Annotated in this window: 21 protein-coding genes; 2 read left to right on the top strand and 19 right to left on the bottom strand. The window is 63.3% G+C overall.

Going from position 1 to position 19,316, the window contains the following annotated elements; genetic code table 11:
* Positions 1–3: 3 nt before the first annotated feature.
* From KIH78_RS09975 to KIH78_RS09985, 3 genes are all read right to left on the bottom strand, one after another.
* A complete protein-coding gene (locus tag KIH78_RS09975) occupies positions 4–1,170 on the bottom strand; it encodes a pyridoxal phosphate-dependent aminotransferase (protein ID WP_219132227.1) in 1,167 nt (388 codons plus the stop codon).
* A gap of 115 nt (positions 1,171–1,285) precedes the next feature.
* Positions 1,286–4,603: an FtsX-like permease family protein gene (locus KIH78_RS09980; protein WP_219132228.1), complete on the bottom strand. Its 3,318-nt coding sequence runs from the start codon at positions 4,601–4,603 to the stop codon at positions 1,286–1,288.
* Positions 4,604–4,608: 5 nt separating this feature from the next.
* Complete coding sequence (locus KIH78_RS09985; RefSeq protein ID WP_214312334.1) at positions 4,609–5,310, bottom strand: ABC transporter ATP-binding protein; 702 nt, start codon at positions 5,308–5,310, stop codon at positions 4,609–4,611.
* Between the two features lie 200 nt (positions 5,311–5,510).
* Between KIH78_RS09985 and KIH78_RS09990 the strand changes: the two genes are divergently transcribed.
* Positions 5,511–6,125: a TetR/AcrR family transcriptional regulator gene (locus tag KIH78_RS09990; RefSeq protein ID WP_219132229.1), complete on the top strand. Its 615-nt coding sequence runs from the start codon at positions 5,511–5,513 to the stop codon at positions 6,123–6,125.
* A 34-nt stretch (positions 6,126–6,159) separates the two neighbouring features.
* Here KIH78_RS09990 and KIH78_RS09995 read toward each other — a convergent pair whose 3' ends face one another.
* Complete coding sequence (locus tag KIH78_RS09995; RefSeq protein WP_219132230.1) at positions 6,160–6,948, bottom strand: SDR family NAD(P)-dependent oxidoreductase; 789 nt, start codon at positions 6,946–6,948, stop codon at positions 6,160–6,162.
* 59 nt (positions 6,949–7,007) lie between these two features.
* Positions 7,008–8,282, bottom strand: coding sequence for an NADH:flavin oxidoreductase/NADH oxidase family protein (locus tag KIH78_RS10000; RefSeq protein WP_236034577.1), 1,275 nt, complete (start codon positions 8,280–8,282; stop codon positions 7,008–7,010).
* A 105-nt stretch (positions 8,283–8,387) separates the two neighbouring features.
* On the opposite strand from KIH78_RS10000, the gene KIH78_RS10005 reads away from it, so the two are divergent.
* A complete protein-coding gene (locus KIH78_RS10005; RefSeq protein WP_219132232.1) occupies positions 8,388–8,966 on the top strand; it encodes a TetR/AcrR family transcriptional regulator in 579 nt (192 codons plus the stop codon).
* Positions 8,967–9,040: 74 nt separating this feature from the next.
* Here the strand turns inward: KIH78_RS10005 and KIH78_RS10010 are convergent, their stop codons facing one another.
* The 14 genes from KIH78_RS10010 to KIH78_RS10075 all read right to left on the bottom strand — a co-directional run.
* A complete protein-coding gene (locus KIH78_RS10010; RefSeq protein WP_219132233.1) occupies positions 9,041–9,823 on the bottom strand; it encodes a methyltransferase domain-containing protein in 783 nt (260 codons plus the stop codon).
* 138 nt (positions 9,824–9,961) lie between these two features.
* Positions 9,962–11,386: a DHA2 family efflux MFS transporter permease subunit gene (locus tag KIH78_RS10015; RefSeq protein WP_219132234.1), complete on the bottom strand. Its 1,425-nt coding sequence runs from the start codon at positions 11,384–11,386 to the stop codon at positions 9,962–9,964.
* Positions 11,387–11,484: 98 nt separating this feature from the next.
* Complete coding sequence (locus tag KIH78_RS10020; RefSeq protein WP_219132235.1) at positions 11,485–11,928, bottom strand: MarR family winged helix-turn-helix transcriptional regulator; 444 nt, start codon at positions 11,926–11,928, stop codon at positions 11,485–11,487.
* An 82-nt stretch (positions 11,929–12,010) separates the two neighbouring features.
* Positions 12,011–13,249 carry a radical SAM family heme chaperone HemW gene (gene hemW, locus KIH78_RS10025; RefSeq protein ID WP_219132236.1) on the bottom strand — a complete coding sequence of 413 codons (1,239 nt, stop codon included), beginning with the start codon at positions 13,247–13,249 and terminating at the stop codon, positions 12,011–12,013.
* A complete protein-coding gene (gene lepA / locus KIH78_RS10030) occupies positions 13,249–15,129 on the bottom strand; it encodes a translation elongation factor 4 (RefSeq protein WP_219132237.1) in 1,881 nt (626 codons plus the stop codon). Before lepA ends, hemW begins: the two co-directional genes overlap by 1 nt.
* A 131-nt stretch (positions 15,130–15,260) precedes the next feature.
* Positions 15,261–15,521, bottom strand: a complete 261-nt coding sequence (rpsT, locus tag KIH78_RS10035) for a 30S ribosomal protein S20 (RefSeq protein WP_214312359.1) — start codon at positions 15,519–15,521, stop codon at positions 15,261–15,263.
* A 122-nt stretch (positions 15,522–15,643) separates the two neighbouring features.
* On the bottom strand, positions 15,644–16,381 hold the full coding sequence (locus tag KIH78_RS10040; RefSeq protein ID WP_219132245.1) for a trimeric intracellular cation channel family protein: 738 nt from the start codon (positions 16,379–16,381) through the stop codon (positions 15,644–15,646).
* Between the two features lie 322 nt (positions 16,382–16,703).
* Positions 16,704–16,970 (bottom strand): type II toxin-antitoxin system BrnA family antitoxin, encoded by a 267-nt coding sequence (gene brnA / locus KIH78_RS10045; RefSeq protein WP_219132238.1) that lies wholly within the window; start codon positions 16,968–16,970, stop codon positions 16,704–16,706.
* Between the two features lie 96 nt (positions 16,971–17,066).
* The gene (locus KIH78_RS10900) at positions 17,067–17,342 is read right to left on the bottom strand and encodes a helix-turn-helix domain-containing protein (RefSeq protein WP_420830158.1); all 276 of its coding nucleotides are present in this window, start codon (positions 17,340–17,342) and stop codon (positions 17,067–17,069) included.
* A 120-nt stretch (positions 17,343–17,462) separates the two neighbouring features.
* Complete coding sequence (locus KIH78_RS10055; RefSeq protein ID WP_219132240.1) at positions 17,463–17,741, bottom strand: type II toxin-antitoxin system RelE family toxin; 279 nt, start codon at positions 17,739–17,741, stop codon at positions 17,463–17,465.
* On the bottom strand, positions 17,725–17,964 hold the full coding sequence (locus KIH78_RS10060; protein WP_219132241.1) for a hypothetical protein: 240 nt from the start codon (positions 17,962–17,964) through the stop codon (positions 17,725–17,727). The genes KIH78_RS10055 and KIH78_RS10060 overlap by 17 nt, the downstream gene beginning before the upstream one ends.
* Before the next feature lie 159 nt (positions 17,965–18,123).
* On the bottom strand, positions 18,124–18,375 hold the full coding sequence (locus tag KIH78_RS10065) for a helix-turn-helix transcriptional regulator (protein WP_338024143.1): 252 nt from the start codon (positions 18,373–18,375) through the stop codon (positions 18,124–18,126).
* Positions 18,376–18,727: 352 nt separating this feature from the next.
* Complete coding sequence (locus KIH78_RS10070; RefSeq protein WP_219132243.1) at positions 18,728–18,961, bottom strand: hypothetical protein; 234 nt, start codon at positions 18,959–18,961, stop codon at positions 18,728–18,730.
* A gap of 30 nt (positions 18,962–18,991) precedes the next feature.
* Positions 18,992–19,316 (bottom strand): hypothetical protein (locus KIH78_RS10075; RefSeq protein WP_219132246.1); only part of this gene is annotated, 325 nt, incomplete at its 5' end.

A 19,316-nucleotide genomic window follows, 5' to 3' on the forward strand; every position in this document is an offset into this window, starting at 1 on the left:
CGTTCAGGCGAGCGTCTCGAGCCATGCGCGCATGCGGCGCAGTCCCTCGGCCGTGTCGTCGGCCGTGCCCACGTACGAGATGCGCACGTATCCGGCGCCGCGCGCGCCGAAACCGGAGGCGGGCGTGACGGCCACGTGCGCCTCGTGCAGCAATCGCACGGCGAAGTCGCGGTCGGACAGACCGGTCCTCTTCACGTTGACGAGCGCGTAGAACGCGCCGTCGGGCTCGGCGCAACCCACCAGCGGCATGTCGGCGACGGCGTCGACCACCATACGCCGGTTCGCGCGGTAGGCGGCCTTCATGACGGGCAGGATATCGGCGGCGCCTTCGAGCGCGGCCACGGCGCCCGCCTGCAGCGCGCCCGGCACGCAGGAGACGACGTTCTCCTGCATGACGGTCATGCGGTCGACGGCGTCCTTCGAACCGAAGACGCAACCGATGCGCCATCCGGTCATCGCGTACGTCTTGGAGAACGAGTCGATGACGAGCGTACGCTCCCGCATGCCCGGCACCTGTGAGATGGAGCGGCATTCCGTCGCGTCGTCATAGACGAACGCGCGGTACACCTCATCGCTGATCACCCACAGGTCGTGCCGGCGTGCCACGTCGGCGATGCGTTCGAGCTCGTCCGGTCCGATGACGGCGCCGGTGGGGTTCGAAGGCGAGTTGAGCAGAAGCGCCCTAGTCCGCGGCGTGACGGCGGCCTCCACGTCCTGCGCGCGCATGCGCCAGCCGTGCTCCTCATGCAGGGGCACGGGCACCACGTTGACGCCCGTCATCTGGGCCTGGCCGAAGTAATTCGCGTATCCGGGGTCCGGGATGAGGATGTCGTCGCCGGCGTCCATGGCCGCGGTCATGGCGAGGAACACACCTTCCATGCCGCCGGCGGTGATGATGATGTCGGTGTCGGGATCGTAGTCGACGCCGTCGGCGCGGTTGCGGGAGGCGCACCATGCGCGGCGCAACGCAACCGTCCCCCTGTTGGGCGTGTAGTGCGTGTCCCCCGCGCGCGCGGCGGCGTACGCGGCGTCGACCACCTCGCGGGGCGTGTCGAACCCGGGTTCGCCGATCATGAAGGAGATGACGTCCTCCATGCCGGACGCCATCTCATACATCTCACGGACGGACGGGTACAGGGCCTCCTGGGCGCGACGCGACACTTCGGGCATATGCATCTCCTCATCGGACGGACGGAACGTGTCTGTCCGACGATGCTAGCGCCCGCGTGTTTCTCGACCGTCCGCCGTCTCACCAGCTCACCGTCCGTCTCACCCAACGCAATGGCTATTCCACCGATTTCAACGCGGCGAGCATGTCCACGTTCCTGAGCTGCCGGTAGACGACCACGCCGAGCACGGCCAGCACCACGGCGACGAGCACAGCGGGCGCCACGAACGCCGGCCATCCCAGCGCGGGGTCGAACATGACCTCGTCAGGCGGCACCTCGGTGATGATGTACCGGTGGAGCCCGGCGCCGAACCCGTAGCCGGCGAGGATGCCGAGCGCGGAGAGCACGATGGTCTCGCGGTAGATGTACATGGTGGTCTCGTTCGAGTGGAAGCCGAGCACCTTGATGGTCGACAGCTCGCGGATACGTTCGGACACGTTCAGATTCGTGAGGTTGTACAGGATCACCACGGCGAGCAGACCGGCCACGAGCACGAGCACCTCCATGATCTGGTTCAATGACTCGACGATCGTGGCGACCTGGTTCTTCATCGTGGTGTTCTGCACCACTCCCCTGACGCCGTCGTTCCTCATGAACCGTGCGCCTTGTTTCTCGGCGTTGGCGATGGAATCGTCTTTGAGGTTGACGAGATAGGCGTTCGACCGGTAGTCCCTGCCGAACACGTGCTCGTACCCGCCGGACGTCATGTACATGTAGTGCCCGATGTACGCCTCGCTCACGCCGTCGACGCGCACGGAGCGTTCGGCGCCGTCCTCGCCGGTGACGCGGATCGTGTCGCCGGCCTTCGCGCCGAGCATCGCGGCCATGCGTTCGGAGATGACTGCGCCGCGGTCGGTGAGGATCTGCGGCTTGTGGCCGACGCGCGAGCGCAGGGTCACGTAGTCGGAGAGGTTGTATGCGTCGTCGGTGACGAGCAGCGTGATCGACTGCTTGTCGTCGGCTTTGCCCGCGGTTCTGGTGAGCTCCTCGTAGCGGATCGGCATCGCCTGGTCCACGGCCTTGTCGGTCATGGCCTTGGCGACCGCGGCCCGCTGTTCGTCGTTGTCGTCGGGTTTCTCGGCGACGATCATGTCGTAGTGGACGACCTCGTCGAACTGGCGTTCACTGATCTGGTCGATGGACCCCTGCACGCCGAGTCCGGCGACGAGCAGCGACACGGCGCCCATGACGCCGAAGATCGTCATGAAGCCGCGCGTCTTGTAGCGGAAGAGGTTGCGCGCGGTGACCTTGCGTGTGAAGCTGAGCCGGTTCCAGATGAAGCCGAACCGTTCGAGAAGGATCTTCGAGCCGTTCGCCGGCGGTTTGGGCAGGAGAAGCGCGGCCGGCCTGTCCTTGAGTTCGCGTGCGGCGGCCAGTATGGCCGGCACGACGGCGCTCGTCCAGGCGAGCAGGAACGCGGCCACGGTGACGGCCGGATGGAACTTGAGTTCGATGAGCGGCATGGTGAACCCGTCGCTGTACGCGTGGTAGACGATGAGCGGCAGAATCGTGTGCCCGGCCGCGACGCCGAGGATGGTGCCGACGGTGGAGGCGGCGAATCCGTAGACCGTGAACTTCTTGAGGATGTCCGCGTTGCCGTAGCCGAGCGCCTTCAGCGTGCCGGAGTTGACGCGCTCCTCGTCGACCATGCGGCCCATCGTGGAGAACGTGACGAGCGCGGCCACGAAGTAGAGGAACACGGGGAAGATCATGGCGAGCTTGCCCACGATGTTCGCGATGGTTTCGTACACGCGGTAGCCGTTGGAGGTGAGGCCCTCACGCCTGCCGTCGATCGAGTAGGCGGGCACTTCGAGCGTGTCGACCTTCTCACGGGCGAGCGCGATGTCATGTTCCGCGTCCGCGATCTTCCGTTCGGCGGCGGGTTTCGCGTCGTTGAATTCCTGTAGTTTCGCGTTGTATTCGTCCTCGGCCTTGTCGATGTCGCGTTGGCCTTGGATGAGCTGCTTCGCGCCGGCCGAGGCGCTGCCGTCGTGTGACGCGCCTGCGGGCGCCTTGGAGATGGCCTGGCCGAGTTCGGCCTGTTTGTTCGCGAGCTGGTTGGAGGCGTCGGCGAGCGCGGAGGCGTTCCTCTGGTATTCCTCGGTATTCTGGTCGAGTTGCGCGGCGCCGTCGTTCCATTGCTTGAGCGCGGTGTCGTAGGCGTCCAGCTGCGTGTTGTATTGGGTGACGGCGTCGTTGTAGGCGGCGAGCGCCTTGTCGTATTGCGCTTTGATGGTGTCGTACACGCCACCGGTCAGGCCGCTGTCGGCCCAGTCGGTCAGCAGCTCGCCGGTTTTGTCGAGCACGGGTTTGACCGATTCGAGGGCGGCGCGCGCCGTGTCGAGTTGCGTCTTGGCCTGTGTGAGTTGGCTCCATGACGAGTCGAGTCGGACCTGTCCTTGCGCGAGCTGCTGCGCTCCGGCGGCGAGCTTGGTCTGTCCGGCGGTGATCTGCGAGCTGGCCGAGGCGATCTGCGCGAGTGCGCCGGAGAGTTCGGCGGCCGCGGACGAGCCTTGGTCGACGGCGTCGATCTCGCCTTGGGTCATCTGATCCTTGGCGGTTTCGATCTGGGTCTTCGCGTCGGTGAGCTGCTGTTCGGCATCGGTGAGCTGTTGCTTCGCGTCGTCGACCTTGGCCTGCGCCTTGTCGATCTGTGCGCGGCGGTCTTCGCGGATGGCGGCTTCGCGTGCTTCGGGTTGTCCGGAGAGGCGTTTGGTGAGCGTGTCCTTGTGCGCCTGCACGCGGTCGCGGTAGTCGGCGGTCCAGTAGTCGAGGTCTTGCGTGTCGTCGAAGGTGATGCGTCCGATCATCGTCACGTCCGAGTCGAACGTCTTCGGCACGACCACGCCGTAGCCGTCGAGTTCGCCGGTTCCGGCGGTGGATTGGCCCATGTTGAGGTCGGAGACGATCTCGCTGGCGTCGACGAATCCGACGACGGTGTATTCGGTCCGTTTGAGGATGGTGTCGCCGGCGATGTCGGGCAGTTCGGTGACGTTGACGGTGCTGTCGATCGCGTATTTGTCGCGTTCGCCTGAGTCGAGCGCGATCTCGCCGGTCTTGTCCGGTAGCCGGCCTTCGGTCACGTGGTATCCGGAGACGGCGTCAGGTTTGGAGTAGATGCGCAGGCTGTGGTCGCTGCCTTTGATCGTGACGTCTTTGAAGTAGCCGAATTCGGCCTGACGCACGCCGGCGGTGTCGCGGATGATGGTCTCGTCGTCGCGGCTCAATCCGTAGTCGCTGATGACGGTCACGTCGGCGAGATTGTGCTCGTCGTAGAAGGTCCTGCCGGTCGCCTGCATGTCGGGGCCGGTGGCGAACAGTCCGACGAGCGCGAATGAGCCGAGCAGCATGAGGCTGACGATCGAGGCGAAGCGTCCTTGGGATTTGGCGAGGGTGACGCGGATGTCCTTCCACAGCATGTGTTTGCGGGTCATGGCGGTCACCACTCCAGGTCGTTGATGTCCATCGGGTGCTCGTTGACGTCGATGGATTTGACGCGGGCGTCGTGCATGTGGATGACGCGGTCGGCGATGGGCGCGATGGCGGAGTTGTGGGTGACGATGACGACGGTCGCGCCTTTCTTCCTGCTTTGGTCCTGCAGGATCCTGAGGACCTGTTTGCCGGTGTTGTAGTCGAGTGCGCCGGTCGGCTCGTCGCACAGCAGGATCTTGGGGTTCTTGGCGACGGCGCGTGCGATGGCGACGCGCTGCTGTTCGCCGCCGGAGAGCTGCGCCGGGAAGTTGTCGATGCGGTCCTTGAGCCCCACGTCTATGAGCGTCTGCACCGGATCCTGCGCGTCCTGCACGATTTCGGAGGCGAGTTCGACGTTCTCCTTGGCGGTGAGGTTGGCGACGAGGTTATAGAACTGGAACACGAAGCCGATGTCGTGGCGGCGGTAGTCGGTGAGTTGGTGGGCGGTGTAGTTCGAGATGTCCTTGCCGTCGATGATGACCTGACCTTCGGAGTTGGTGTCCATGCCGCCGAGGATGTTGAGCACGGTGGATTTGCCGGCGCCGGACGAGCCGAGGATGATGGCGAGTTCGCCCTTCTCGATGCCGAAACTGACGTCGTTGTTGGCGGTGATGACGGTGTCTCCCATGTGATAGCGCTTGAAGCTGTGGACCATATCGATGTAGGCCATTGTCGGTTCCTTTCGCTCCTCAATAAACAACGTGTTGATTTAAGTTGGTTGTGATTCTAGATACGCCAGGAATGGCCGGTCAATGAACGTTTTCAGGGGTTCTGTTCAGATTGGACAGCCAGCCGGAAATTGTCGATTCAATCGCCAATATCGACAACATGTTGATATAATCGACTGTCGATACCACCGACGGGAGCACCATGACCACCAAACGAAACACCAAGACCGAGGCGAAGATCAAGGCCGCATTCACCAGCCTCGCGCAGTCCAAGGGATTCGACGCGATGACCGTGAGCGACCTCGCACGCACCGCGGGCATCAACCGGGGCACGTTCTACATGCACTACCTCGACAAGTTCGATCTCAGGGAGCAGCTCATCGACGACACGATCGAGGAGCTGACGACGATCCTTGTCGACAACTCCGATGCGGAAGCCCACACCACGTCGAGCGCCACCGGCCGGGCGATCTGCGATGCGTTCCAGACCGAGTCGATCTCCGCCGCGCTGCGCTATGTGCGGGACGACTACGCGTTCTTCAACGCGATTTCGCGCTCCGGCAACGACATGCAGCTCTACGACAAACTGAAGAAGGTGCTCAAGCAACTGATCGTGGCGCAGGCGACACGGTTCGGCGCCGATCCCCAGTCCTCCTACAACGGCATTCCGGCGGACTACGCGATGGAGATCCTCGTCTCGGCGGTCGCCTCGATCATCTGGCTGTGGATCCGGCGCGGCTGCAAGGAGACGCCGGAGGAGATCTGCCGCATCATCGAGATCAACAAGACCACCGCCCCGATCGACATCCTGTGGTGAGGACGCGGCGAGGCTACGGCGGAGCGGTGCGGACTCAACGGGCGGATACGCCGCCGGCCCCACCCGTTTCGAAACTGTCGACGCGGACGGCAAGCGCGGAGGGCGCCAGTTTGGCGAACACGCGATACAGCTTGTAGAACGCCAACGGCGTGTACTCGGCGCATCCGCGTTCCGCCTTCGCCAGCACCTTCCCGGTCTCCCGATGCAGGTCGAGGTACGGCAGTCGGGCGAGTTTGCCGGAGGCGGCGCCGCGCACGTTCATTTCGGTATCCATGTTGCCGGGGCTGAACAGCATCACGTTCACGCCGCGCGCATGTTCCTCCTCGTGCAACGCACGGGCGAGGAACCTCACGTACACCTTGCTCGCGGCATACACGGCCTGCCATGGAATCGGCGCGAAGGACGACACCGATCCGGTGATCACCTCGAAGCTTCCGCTGCTCATGTACGGCAGGCAGATACGGTTGACCATCGTCACGGCGGTCACATTGAGGTCGATCATCGTGCGGATGTCCGCCGGATCCATATCGCGCAGCAATCCTTCATGTTCGTAGCCGGCGTTGTTGATCAGCACGCGAATGTTCGGCCGCGCCTCTCTCAACAATGCGGTCAATTCCCCATGGGCTTCCGCCGCGGTGAGATCCAGCGGAATGACCCGTATGCGTGTATTCGGGTTGCCGTATCGTTCGGCGAGCGCGCGCAGCCGTTGCTCGCGTCGAGCGATGATCCAGATCTCATCGAGATTCCGGTATCGGGCGACGATCGCCTCGAGGAACGCCGCCCCAAGACCCGATGACGCACCGGTGACGATGGCGATATCCATTCGATGACTCCTTATTCATTTACTCGCATTTTCGGACCATTGAACGTTGACGGCAAAGATTACCGCCGCCCTTTGCGGCGACGCGGGGTGAGCGCTGCGGGACCGTGCTGCCCGAGGGCGAACAGCAGCGCCTTCAGGCCGCCGATGCGCGGATCGGGCCCCTCCCCGCGCGCGATGCGGTGCATCTGCAGTTCGAACCAGCTGATGACGAGGATGCCGCCGAACGCCTTGTCGAGGGCCCTGATGCCGGTCGTGACGCGGGGCAGCTCGACGCTGCCGTCCCATGGGTCGCGGATGATGCGCTTGGGCAGGTCGGGGACCAGAGCCAGAGGACGCGCGATGCCGATCATCTGCGTGATGCCCTCATCGAGCGCCCGTTCCATGTCGCGTGCGTTGCGGAAGCCGCCGGTCAGGGCGACCGGCACGGTCAGCTCGCCTTTGACGCGGCGTGCGAAGTCGGTGAAGTAGACGCCGCGCCTGCGGTCCTCGGCCGCGCCGCTGTTGGTCTGGATGACCGGCTTGGCGTAGGTGCCGCCGGAGATGTCGATGAGGTCGACGCCTCGGGTCTCCAGCTGCTTCATGACCCAGATGGACTCCTCCTCGCTGAAGCCGCCCGGCGCGCCGTCCTGCGCATTGAGTTTGACCGCCACGGGGAAATCGGGGCCGACCGCCTCGCGCACCGCGTCGAACACGTCGAACAGGAACCGGGCGCGGTTTTCGAGACTTCCGCCGTATTCGTCGGCACGCCGGTTGTCGAGCGGTGAGAGGAACTGGTTGATGAGGTATCCGTGCGCCGCATGGATCTCCACGCCGGTGAAGCCCGCCTTCTTCGCGATGCGCGCCGTGGTGGCGAACCGGCGCACGATGTCGCGGATCTGACCGACCGTGAGTTCGGTGGGCTCGGCGAAGAACCTGCCGTATTCGCCGTCGATTCCGCCGGCGCTCGGGGCGAGCGGATGCGGGTTGATGGTGATGGGCGACTGGCGCCCGGGGTGGTTGATCTGCATCCAGCAGTGCGCGCCGTGTTCAGTGCCGGCAGCCGCCCAGCGGCGCAGCATGTCCAGGTCACGCTCGTCCTCGACGGCGACGTTGCCGGGCTCGCCGAGCTGGGTGCGATCGACCATCACGTTGCCGGTGACAAGCACGCCCGCACCTCCCCTCGCCCACGTGCGGTAGAGACGCACGTGCTCCTCGGTCGGGGCGCAGTCGCGGCCGGCGAGCGCTTCGTTCATCGCGGATTTGTAGAACCGGTTCTTCACGGTCACTCCGCAGGGCAGGGTCAACGGTTCGGCGATCGGCGTCGCGGTCGCGGTCTTGCCACTGGCCAAGATCATGTCGTTCATCGTGATTCCAACTTTCCATACGTCTATGTTTTTACAGTTGTCTAAACTATCACATAGTTTTACAACTGCAAAATTCTGGACGATAGGATATGCTGGATGATCATGAAGAAGGATCTCAACGGCAAACTCACGCGCGGCACGCAGCGCACGCTCGACGCGTTCTTCGACGCGATGACCGGGCTGCTGGCGACCACACCGTTCACCGATATCAGCGTCAACGCACTGTGCGAACGGGCCGGCTATCCGCGCGCCACGTTCTACAACTACTTCGAGGACCGCGACGATCTGCTGAACTACTGTTGGACGGCATTGTCCATGCAAACGAATCTGACCGACCTCGCATCGTCCGAGCCGGAACATCGCGTGGACACCGCTCTTGACGCGATGGCCGACCTGCTGGAATCCAACGCGGATCTGCTGCGCGCGGTGCTGGAGCACAATCCGCCGGCGGGCCCCCTGTTCTCCAGCCTGCACATGTTCATCGAGGGACGGGCGCACGAGATCATGCGCACCTGCGTCGACCTCGACCGGTTCGACCTGCCGGCCGACCTCATCGCCGACCATTACGCGAACACGATGATGCTCGTGCTCGATTGGGCGTATCTGCGCGGGCACGAGCTCACCCGCGAGCAGCTGCACGCCTACGCGCACACCCTGCTGGGCGGCGTGGAGTAGCGGATTCCCGTCGTCTCGATGTTCGGCATGAACCGCCATTCGTTTCGGATTTTGCCTATGACCATTATCACTGTTCAGATGCGTTTCAGTTCGGCCATCGCGGCATAATGCAGCACCTCGAACCGTTCCGGGGCGATGCGCTCGAGCAGTGCCTTATGCTCCCGTTCCCACGCCGCAATCTCACGTGCGGGGAGCGACGCACCGATGCCCCGGCATGCCTTCACCCGTCCGTTCCAGCTCTCGCGTGTGAACGGCACGGCGAGTCTGTATTCCTCATGATGAACGAGTTCGAAACCGTCTGAGTAGCAGGCGGGGATGTCGATCGGACGCATCCGTTCCCCCGCGCCGCTCCAGTCCGGGTTGTATTTCAGAATCAGCCGTTCGCTCGCTCCCGCGATCGGATCCTCGAACGGCAGCCACGCCATATACAGCACGAGGATGCGCCCATTCGGTTTGAGGATGCGATGCAGTGTGCCGTGAATCGCCTCATGGTCGAAGTACCAGAAGCATTGGCATGCCGTGATCACGTCGAACATGCCGTCGGGAAAATCGATATGCTCCGCCGGCATCGTGCGATATACAATGCCCATGCCTTCGGAAAGCCTCCGCGCCTGGGCGATCTGCCGTTCGGAGATATCGACGCCGACCCAAGTCGCCCCATACCGGACCATGGCTCTCGGAATCACACCCGTACCGGTGCCCAAATCGAGGACGTACTGTCCGTCACGGCATAGGCCACGGTCGAGGATCCTCCGGTAGAACCGCGCCGGATAGATGTCGCGATAGCGCGCATATTCGTCCGATACGCGTCCCCAATCAAAGGGAACACCGTGATCGATGCGTTCATCGACTATCATCCGGCCACCTCCTTGGCGAACATGCTCTCCGGACTCTGCATATCATCCACCATCATCGGATATATCGACTTCGAGCGCTCGAAGTCAATACCGCCGGGCATCGATTCGCGGCGGCACGATCACGACAGGCCCACGTCGTCAGCCGTTCCGCTCGCTGTGCAGGAACACGAGCGGGATGACGATCAACGGGACCGCGCACGCACCCATGACCAGATACGTCAGGTTCAGGCCATGCATGTCCGCCGCGGACATGGTCATGCCGCCGGCGTGCGCGGACGCCGCCAACGCGGTCATCATCCCGACGAACACGGCCTGGCCGATCGCGCCGGCGATGGTGCGCAGCGCGGTGAGCAACGCGTTCGCATCGGCGAGACGCCCCTCCCCCGCGACTCCGGTGCCCCAGGTGACCAGCGGCATCATCAGGCAGCCGATCGCGAGCGACCGCGCCACGTTGATCGTGGCGGCCACCCAGATGGACGCCGACATCGGCAGCAGTCCCATGCACAGGTTGCTCGCGGTGAGGCAGACGCCGCCGACGAGGAACAGACGCCGCACGCCGAACCGGTCGTACAACCTGCCGGCCATCGGGCTGATGACCGCCATGGCGAGCGAGCCGGGCAGGCTCACCAGGCCGGCCATCGACGCCGAACCGCCCTTGATGGTCTGCACGTAGAGCGGCAGCATCACCGACGAGCCCATCATCGCGAAGTACAGCAGCATGCTGCCGACCACACTCAACGCGAACCCGCAATGACGCAAGATGCGCACATCGAGGAACGGGCGCTCGCGCTTCAGCTGCAGCATCACGAACCATACGGACGCCGCGACGCCCAGCGCCAGCGACGGCAGGACCGCCATGCTCGTCAACGGCATGGAGCCGATGTTGCCGATGCCGAGCGTCACACCACCGAACGCGACGATGCTCACCGCGAAGGACAGGACGTCGAAGGAGCGCCTCGACGTCCTCAGCACGTTGTCGAACACGAGGCAGGCCGCAATCAGCGACACCGCCATCACACCGACCACCAGATAGAAGATCGACCGCCAGCCGAACGCGTCGACCATCAGACCGGACAACGTCGGCGCGATCACCGGCGTGACACCGACCGCGAGGCCGTACCAGCCCATGATCGTGCCACGGCTGTCCGGATAGATGGTCATGAGCACGACCTGCGCCATCGCCATGAGCAGCCCGTTGCCGCACGCCTGCACCACGCGCCCGACCATGATGACGGCGAACGGCACCGGGGCCACGCAGATCAGCGAGCCGATGATGAACAGCACGGTGCCTGCGAGATACAGCGGCTTGGTCGGGAACCGGGTGATGAGGAACGCGGTCAACGGCATGACGATGCCCATGGCGAGCGAGTAGCCGCTGGTGAGCCATTGGCCGGTCTGCATGGTGACGCCCAGATCGGCCACGATGGGTGGCAGGGCCGTAGTGAGCGCCGTGGCCATGATGGTCATGGCGATGCACGAGAGCATGATGTTGACGAAGATGAGCGCGCGGCGGCGATTGCTCAATGGGGTTTGTCCACTGTTGGACATGGCGTTGCCTCGCATGGTCGATGTTCCTGCCGAGAATTCATGGTGATGTCGGTGACGCGCCGAGGGCACGGCACGGTTTCGGTTCCGGCCGTTCCGGCCGTCACGTGGCGGCGCTAGGCCCCACGTTCGTCGAGCTCCTGGTAATGGCGTTTGATCGCGGCGAGGATCTCACCGAATTGGACGCGTTGGTCTTCGCTGAGCGCCGCCAGCAGTTCGCCGGACGCGTTGTTGCCGGCGGACCGACGACGCATCGCCTCGGCCCTGCCCTCCCCGGTGAGCTCGACCAGGTAGGTGCGGCCATCCTCCGGATGCGGGGTGCGCGAGATCCAGCCACGCGCCTCCATCTTGCCGAGCAGTTCGCTCATCGATGCCGAGCGTATGCCCAGGATCGCCGCGAGCCGACGCTGGCTGACCGGGCCGAGACCGCCGAGGGTGAGCAGGCAGCGCGACTGCCCGCCGCCATGCGCGAGGGCGTCGTTGTTGCGCACCTCCCGCTGATGGCTGACGCGCGCCACGTCATGGAACAATTCCACCAGTTCCCGGTCGCTTGTCGTCATGGTATGCGGCGCCCCTCACGAAATTCTGCTAGGTACCTTGCAAATAATACAAGGTACCTAGCAAAAAGCAACTCATCGCGGTTCACACGCCGGCGAGGTCGAAGACGCGTTCGATGACGGCGTCGTTGAGCAAACGCCCCTTGCGCGTGGGGACGATGCGGGTATGGTTCCTAGCGTCGGATTCGATGACGACGAGTCCTTCCTCGACCATCGGCAACAGTTGCGCGGCGTCGATGGGACGCAGGGGCGTGGATCCGTCCGCCCCGCGTGCGGAGGCGATGGCCCGGTTGATGCGGTCCATGTCGAGACCCTCTCGGATGCGCAGGCCGAGCATGATGAGCTCCTCGAGGTTCTCCCCCGTCGTGATGGTTTCGCTGCCGCCCCACGGGATGCGGCCCTCGTTGATGGCGGTTGCCCACATGCGCGGGTGCGCGATGTCCCACGCGCGCAAGGCATGTGCCTCGGCGCTTTCGCTGTCGGCGACCGTGTTGTAGTGGGAATGGGCTCCGGGGCCGATGCCCGCCCAATCGACGTTGCGCCAGTAGCCGAGGTTGTGACGGCTCTCGTATCCGGGCTTCGCCCAGTTGGAGACCTCGTACCATGCGAGTCCGGCCGCCGTGAGCAGGTCGTCGGCGATCTCGTATTTCGCGGCCTCGTCGTCGTCATCAGGCTTGGGCAGGGTGCCGGCGGCGATGCGACGGCCCATCTTGGTGGTCGGCTCCACGGTCAGGGCGTATGCGGAGATGTGGTTGACGCCGAGGTCGATGGCGGTGCGCACCGACGTGCGCCAGTCGTCGAGGCTCTCCCCCGGCGCGCCGTAGATGAGGTCGACGCTGGACCGGAGCCCGGCCTTGTCGGCGGCCCTGACGCCCGCCGCCACGTTCGCGGGCGTATGCGTGCGGTCGAGCGTCTTCAGCACATGCGGCACGGCGGACTGCATGCCGAAGGAGATGCGTGTGAAGCCGCCTTCGGCGAGGCGGTTGATGTAGTACTCGTTGACGGTGTCCGGGTTGGCTTCGGTGGTGATCTCCGCGTCCGGAGCGACGCCCCAGATGCGGCGGATGGCGTCGAGCATCGCGACGAGGTCGTCCGCCGAGAGAATCGTGGGCGTGCCGCCGCCGAAGAAGACGGTGTCGGCCGGCGGTTCCTCGATGCCGTGCGCGAGCTGCCATTCGCGCGTGAGCTCCATCTCGCGCACGACCATGTCGGCATAGTTGCCCCGCGAGGCGCCGGCGCCGAGATCCACGGCCGTGTACGTGTTGAAATCGCAGTATCCGCAGCGCCGCAGACAGAACGGCACGTGGATGTAGACCTCGAACATCAGCCTTCGGTCTTCTGCGCGGCGCGGATCTTGTCCTTGGTGTCGCGGTCGTTCGCGTCCTCGCCGGTGGACAGGGCGGCGATGAACGCCTCCTGCGGCACCTCGACATGGCCGAGCATCTTCATGCGCTTCTTGCCCGCCTTCTGCTTCTCGAGCAGCTTGCGCTTACGCGTGATGTCGCCGCCATAGCACTTGGCGAGCACGTCCTTCCTCAAGGCGCGGATGTTCTCGCGGGCGATGATGCGCGAGCCGATCGCGGCCTGGATCGGGATCTCGAACTGCTGGCGCGGGATGAGCTCGCGCAGCTTCTTCGTCATCATCACGCCGTAGCTGTATGCCTTGTCGCGGTGGACGATGGCGCTGAACGCGTCCACCTTCTCGCCCTGGATGAGGATGTCGACCTTGACGAGATCGGCGGACTGTTCGCCGTCCTCATGGTAGTCGAGCGAAGCGTAGCCCTTGGTGCGGGACTTCAGCTGGTCGAAGAAGTCGAACACGATCTCGGCGAGCGGGATGCGGTAGTGCATCTCCACACGGTCGATGGAGATGTACTCCATCGTGCCCATCTGGCCGCGGTGGTCCTGGCACAGGTCCATGACCGCGCCGATGAACTCCTTGGGGGTGATGATGTCGGCGGCGACCATCGGCTCGACGATCTTCTTGATCTTGCCGTCCGGGAACTCGCTCGGATTGGTGACGTGATGTTCGGAGCCGTCCTCGGAGGTCACGTCGTAGGTGACGTTCGGGGCGGTCTGGATGAGGTCGAGACCGAACTCGCGCGACAGACGCTCGTTGACAATCTCCATGTGCAGGAGTCCCAGGAAGCCGCAGCGGAAGCCAAAGCCCAGCGCCACGGAGGTCTCCGGCGTGTAGATGAGGGCGGCGTCGTTGAGCTTGAGCTTGTCGAGCGCATCGCGCAGTTCGGGGAACTGGGCGTTGTCGATCGGGAACAGGCCCGCGTACACCATCGGCTTGGGGTCGCGGTAGCCGGGCAGCGGCTCCGTGGCGGGACGCACGGCGGAGGTCAGGGTGTCGCCGACCTTGGACTGGCTCACGTCCTTCGCGCCGGTGATGATGTAGCCGACCTCGCCGGCGCCGAGCGCCTTGGTGCGGGTCATGTCGGGGCTGATGACGCCGATCTCGATGGGATCGTGCGTCATGCCGATGCCCATCATGTGCACCTTCTCGCGGTCGTGCAGCTCGCCGTCCTCCATGCGGATGTAGGTGACGATGCCGCGGTAGGAGTCGTATACGGAATCGAAGATGAGGGCGCGCGCCGGGGCCGTCGGGTCGCCTTCGGGCGCGGGCACCTCCATGACGATGCGGTCGAGCAGGTCGGCCACGCCCTCGCCGGTCTTGCCGGAGACGCGCAGCACGTCGGACGCATCGCAGCCGATGAGATTCGCAATCTCCTCGGCGTGCTTGTCCGGTTCGGCGCTGGGCAGGTCGATCTTGTTGAGCACCGGGATGATGGTGAGGTTGTGGTCGATGGCCATGTACAGGTTCGACAGCGTCTGCGCCTCGATGCCCTGCGTGGCGTCCACGAGCAGCACGGCGCCCTCGCAAGCGGCCAGCGCTCGGGACACCTCGTAGGTGAAGTCGACGTGACCCGGGGTGTCGATCATGCCGAGCGTGTATTCGGTGCAGTCGAAGGTCCACGGCACGCGCACGGCCTGCGACTTGATGGTGATGCCGCGCTCCTGCTCGATGTCCATGCGGTCGAGGAAGCGGTCGCGCATCTCGCGTTCGGGCACGATGCCGCTCAGCTGCAGGATGCGGTCGGCCACGGTTGATTTGCCGTGGTCGATATGCGCGATGATGCAGAAATTGCGGATCAACGACTGGTCGGTGGAACCGGGCTGGTTGTGCTGGGTGGCCACTGAAGCATGCCTCCTACTCGACGTGCCTGAAGTCAAACTCACATTAGTGTACGCGACATGAAAGACCCCGCAGACGATGCGGTCTGCGGGGTCTTCCGGCCGTTCCGCCCGATGACGGGCGGAACCATGAATCACAGGGCGTTGATCGCCACGGCCAGACCGGACTTGCGGTTCGCGGCCTGGTTCTTGTGGATGACGCCGGCGCCGGCGGCCTTGTCCAGCTTCTTGGCGGCGACCTGGTAGGCGGCCTCGGCGGCGGCCTTGTCACCGGCGGCGATGGCCTCGCGGGTGTTGCGGACGGCGGTCTTCAGCGCGGACTTGACGGCCACGTTGCGCTTGTGCGCCTTCTCGTTGGTGATGACGCGCTTCTTCTGCGACTTGATGTTTGCCAATGTAACTCCAAACGACGTTTGCTATAAGGACATACAAAACATAGATGATAGCACGCCACCCGGATAACGGGACACGGAATGAAACCCCGGCACATAGGCGTGTCGCGGACCACGAAGGCGGGTCACTCCCGTTCATCACCGTCGTCGTCCCAGCGCGAACGCTTCGGCGTCTCCCCGCCCCTGGGCTTCGGCGTGATGTCCGGTCTGCGCAGATACCGTCCCTCCCCCGGCAGATATACGGTGCGGCGCTCCACCGCCCCCGGGAATTTGATGTTGAAGATGACCGAAGCCAGACGCAGCCCGACAATGAGGGCGATGATGACGATGTCCAAGGCGATCTCCTGCTCGGCGTCGAGCAACCCGGCGATGCGCCCCTTGCAGACGAACACGGTGAGCACACATCCCAGCGCCGACGGCACGGCGTACCAGTGCTTGTCGCGGATGATCATCGGCACGTCGTTGAGCAGCATGTCACGCACCAGTCCTCCGCCCAGGGCGGTCGCCATGCCGAGGAAGACGGAGGTCATGCCGGAGGAGCCGAGATACATGGCCTTCGACGTGCCGATCACGGCAAACAGGCCGAGAGCCAGCGCATCGAGCGTAAGCATCGACCATTTGAGCTTGTCGACCTCGAGATGCAGCACGGCGATGGCCACACCGGAGACCAACGCGGTGACCACGGACCATTTGTCGGTGATGCCGACGGGCGGCACCTCAAGCAGGACGTCGCGCAGCACGCCGCCACCCAAGGCGGTCAGCCACGCGGTGACGAGTATGGCGAACAGGTCGTACTCCTTATGGACAGCGGCGAGACCACCCACCAGACCGCAGCAGAACACGGCCACGTATTCGACCAGCATGAAGAAGAGGTTGCTCTCCAACGCGACCTGCACGATGCCCCTCCCCGTTCGGCGTTTCCCTACGATCACACGCTACCCCATCGCGGCGAAAAGACGACGTGGCGGACGCGAAATCCGACGCGGGGACGTCATCGAACAGGCTTTCGCCCGAATGGTCGGACCGCCCTAAAGCACGTCTCCTCAGCCTTGCAGGCGTAAAGGCTGAGGAGACATCATCGAACATGCGGCCAAGAGGAAATCTGCAGCCTCTCCGTCTCCCGACCGCCTCGAAACCATGCGGCCTGCATGCGATTGATGGAATCGCCCCCACCCTGATTATTGATTAATGCACGAGCTCGCGTTCGCGGTCCTCGGTTTTGATACGATCCGCCAGCCACATGTTGACAAGCGCGTTCCGGGACACCGCCAGATGCCCGGCCTCGCTATCGAGCCGTTCGACCATCCAAGTCGGCACGGTGAGATTCATCTTCCGCGTCGCCGATGTCTCAGGCTCCCTTACAACGGCCTTGGACATGTCGAAGTACTCCATCACATCCTCGCCGTCATCGAACTTGCGGTCGATGTCAGTGGCCTTCAATTGCGTTGTCATACGCTACCTCCTCGTTCTTGCGGGACCGGCGGACGGATATGATTCGCTTTTGTTGGCGCGCCGTCGAAAGGTCCCAATCTTTCGGCGGCATTCCTTTTAGTCGGGGTACCCGTCCGTAAGGTCGGACGGATGACACCGAAGGGCGCGGGATAATCGCAGTGCGTTATCAAGCGTCATGGAATGGACGTCGTAACGTCCAGTCTCGTATCCGCTCAATGTCGTTTGCGCTATCCCGGTCATCCGCGCCAACTTGACTTGTGTCAAACCGGCGCGTTTCCGTAGTTCGCGTAATCCCATAGGCTCACCTCGCTTGTTGTTCGGGAGCCCAATTCTACTAGAAAAATCTAATAGTCGCACGTACAGAAACACCATGGGCGTCCGGTACTTGCTGGGGTATCTCGCTCGATTGAACTCGATGACTATTAGATTATCCTAATAATCTTGGGTTGTAAAATCGGCGTGTCGTGATTAGGCCACGGCACGCCGATATGGTCAGTGACGTTTCTTCTTGTAGACCTCGCTACGATGCTCGACCTTGAACACCTCGACAGTAACCACACCATCATCGATGTTCGCAAGCACACGCCAATCACCCACACGATACCGCCACTTGCCGGAAAGATTGGCAGTCAGACCCTTGCCATGCACGCGCGGATCTTCACACCCGTCGATATGCTTACGCATCCAATCACGGACGCGCTTACTATCCGACGGCCCCATCTTGCGGAGCTGACGCACGGCCTCTTTCGTATACTCAAGACGCCACGCCATCAAGCATCCTATCCACGTCGTCCGCACTGTAACGGGTACCGTCATCATGCGCCATAGCCTCGTTCAACGCGGCCAAATCGTCCGCGTCCTCACGAGCCTCAGCCCAACCGGCAATAACCATCTGCAACCGCTCGACAAGCGTCATGCCCTCATCGCGCGAATCGCGTTCCGCGTCGTACAGCACATCCATATCGACCGAAATGTTGATAGTCGCACTAGTCATAGCACACCACCTTTCACTAGTAGTTATTCCAGCGTATCCCGTCTACCTTGGAACACGCTACAGTCCCTTACCCCCGCCATAAAGACGGCGAGTGAGGGTAGCCACGATATAGGGCGCATGGCCGCGCCCACTGAAAAACACACGCCACCTGGAATACCCCTAGTCACCTTGCGGCGGCTCGGAATCGTCCAAGAGTTTACGCGGGTTAGACACACGCAACGCGTCACAAATCGCAAGCGCGTTATCAAGCGAGACACCACCGATAGGGCGCTGTCCCGTCTCAATGGCCGCGATGCGTTGCCGCGTCACGCCGAGCCTGTCGGCTAATTGCTGTTGTGTCATCCCACGTTTTAGGCGTAGTTCTCTAAGTCCCATTGCTCCCACCTTACCTAGTTGGCCGGTGGGGCTCATTCTATCCAAGGGGGACGCCGGCGCGAAGCGTTTCGCGCCGGTACCCCCGGCATGGTCAGACGGTCACATGGATGACCAGTGTTCCGTCACTGTAGACGGCCACCGTCACCATATGGGATGTGCGGCAGACGCCGCACCATCGCACCACGCCACACGCTCGTAAAAGACGTGTTTTCATGGTAATATCCCCCTTGGAAACTATGGCGGGCGCAAATCGTAAGACTTGCGCCCGCGGCTTTTACCCCACCACGGTTATGGCGGGGTCGACTCTACCGGCGTATACGACGCGGGGTTTATCCCAGTCCGACAGGTACCCAAGGTTTCCCGGGCTGTAGGAACCAAACGTGGTGTTTTAGAAATCCCGGGCGTGGTACGGATGCTGCCGCAGGATCTCCGTTGCCTTCCTTTCCTTTTGCATCCAGGCCGAAGCTCGATGGATGATTCCCGTGATGCCGATGATGGCGCAGGCCAAGTCGAGGCCAACGCGGGTAATGTTCATGGCGCTGCCATTCTCGGAAGGGATGAGGATCGCGATCATGTCGATCAGGCTTTGCGTTACTTGCATGACGAATTCAATGATTTCCATGCATGACGGCTATGCGCGTCGGCATGCGGGTCAACGGACGTGTCCCTTGCGGATATAGAAGCCGGGTTCGTTGGCGGGGTCATCATGGTTATTAGTCTGGATGCCGTCGTCATAGGGCTTCGGCGAATCGTCGCCGTCCTTGTCCCGAGCGTGGCCGCTGACCAGGGGCCACCAGTGTTCGGGTCTGATCAGTGATGTGGGGTGTATTTCAAGTTGAGGTGGGCCGTTCGAGGTGGTGCCGTTTTCTTGGACTGTGATCCGGGAGGAGCCCATCGTGGCGAGGTATACGAGGGAGCAGCGGCGGCGTGCGGTCGAGTTGTACGTGCAGTACGAGTGCTGCGCGGCGGATGTGATC

The organism is Bifidobacterium saguinibicoloris, from assembly GCF_019331725.1.
GTDB classification, from domain to species: Bacteria; Actinomycetota; Actinomycetes; order Actinomycetales; family Bifidobacteriaceae; genus Bifidobacterium; species Bifidobacterium saguinibicoloris.

Coding starts and splice junctions, on each gene's coding strand:
- KIH78_RS09975 (WP_219132227.1), bottom strand. CDS start 1,170: ATGCCCGAAGTGTCGCGTCGCGCCCAGGAGGCCCTGTACCCGTCCGTC.
- KIH78_RS09980 (WP_219132228.1), bottom strand. CDS start 4,603: ATGACCCGCAAACACATGCTGTGGAAGGACATCCGCGTCACCCTCGCC.
- KIH78_RS09985 (WP_214312334.1), bottom strand. CDS start 5,310: ATGGCCTACATCGATATGGTCCACAGCTTCAAGCGCTATCACATGGGA.
- KIH78_RS09990 (WP_219132229.1), top strand. CDS start 5,511: ATGACCACCAAACGAAACACCAAGACCGAGGCGAAGATCAAGGCCGCA.
- KIH78_RS09995 (WP_219132230.1), bottom strand. CDS start 6,948: ATGGATATCGCCATCGTCACCGGTGCGTCATCGGGTCTTGGGGCGGCG.
- KIH78_RS10000 (WP_236034577.1), bottom strand. CDS start 8,282: ATGATCTTGGCCAGTGGCAAGACCGCGACCGCGACGCCGATCGCCGAA.
- KIH78_RS10005 (WP_219132232.1), top strand. CDS start 8,388: ATGATCATGAAGAAGGATCTCAACGGCAAACTCACGCGCGGCACGCAG.
- KIH78_RS10010 (WP_219132233.1), bottom strand. CDS start 9,823: ATGATAGTCGATGAACGCATCGATCACGGTGTTCCCTTTGATTGGGGA.
- KIH78_RS10015 (WP_219132234.1), bottom strand. CDS start 11,386: ATGCGAGGCAACGCCATGTCCAACAGTGGACAAACCCCATTGAGCAAT.
- KIH78_RS10020 (WP_219132235.1), bottom strand. CDS start 11,928: ATGACGACAAGCGACCGGGAACTGGTGGAATTGTTCCATGACGTGGCG.
- hemW (WP_219132236.1), bottom strand. CDS start 13,249: ATGTTCGAGGTCTACATCCACGTGCCGTTCTGTCTGCGGCGCTGCGGA.
- KIH78_RS10040 (WP_219132245.1), bottom strand. CDS start 16,381: ATGCTGGTCGAATACGTGGCCGTGTTCTGCTGCGGTCTGGTGGGTGGT.
- brnA (WP_219132238.1), bottom strand. CDS start 16,970: ATGACAACGCAATTGAAGGCCACTGACATCGACCGCAAGTTCGATGAC.
- KIH78_RS10900 (WP_420830158.1), bottom strand. CDS start 17,342: ATGGTGTTTCTGTACGTGCGACTATTAGATTTTTCTAGTAGAATTGGG.
- KIH78_RS10055 (WP_219132240.1), bottom strand. CDS start 17,741: ATGGCGTGGCGTCTTGAGTATACGAAAGAGGCCGTGCGTCAGCTCCGC.
- KIH78_RS10060 (WP_219132241.1), bottom strand. CDS start 17,964: ATGACTAGTGCGACTATCAACATTTCGGTCGATATGGATGTGCTGTAC.
- KIH78_RS10065 (WP_338024143.1), bottom strand. CDS start 18,375: ATGAGCCCCACCGGCCAACTAGGTAAGGTGGGAGCAATGGGACTTAGA.
- KIH78_RS10070 (WP_219132243.1), bottom strand. CDS start 18,961: ATGGAAATCATTGAATTCGTCATGCAAGTAACGCAAAGCCTGATCGAC.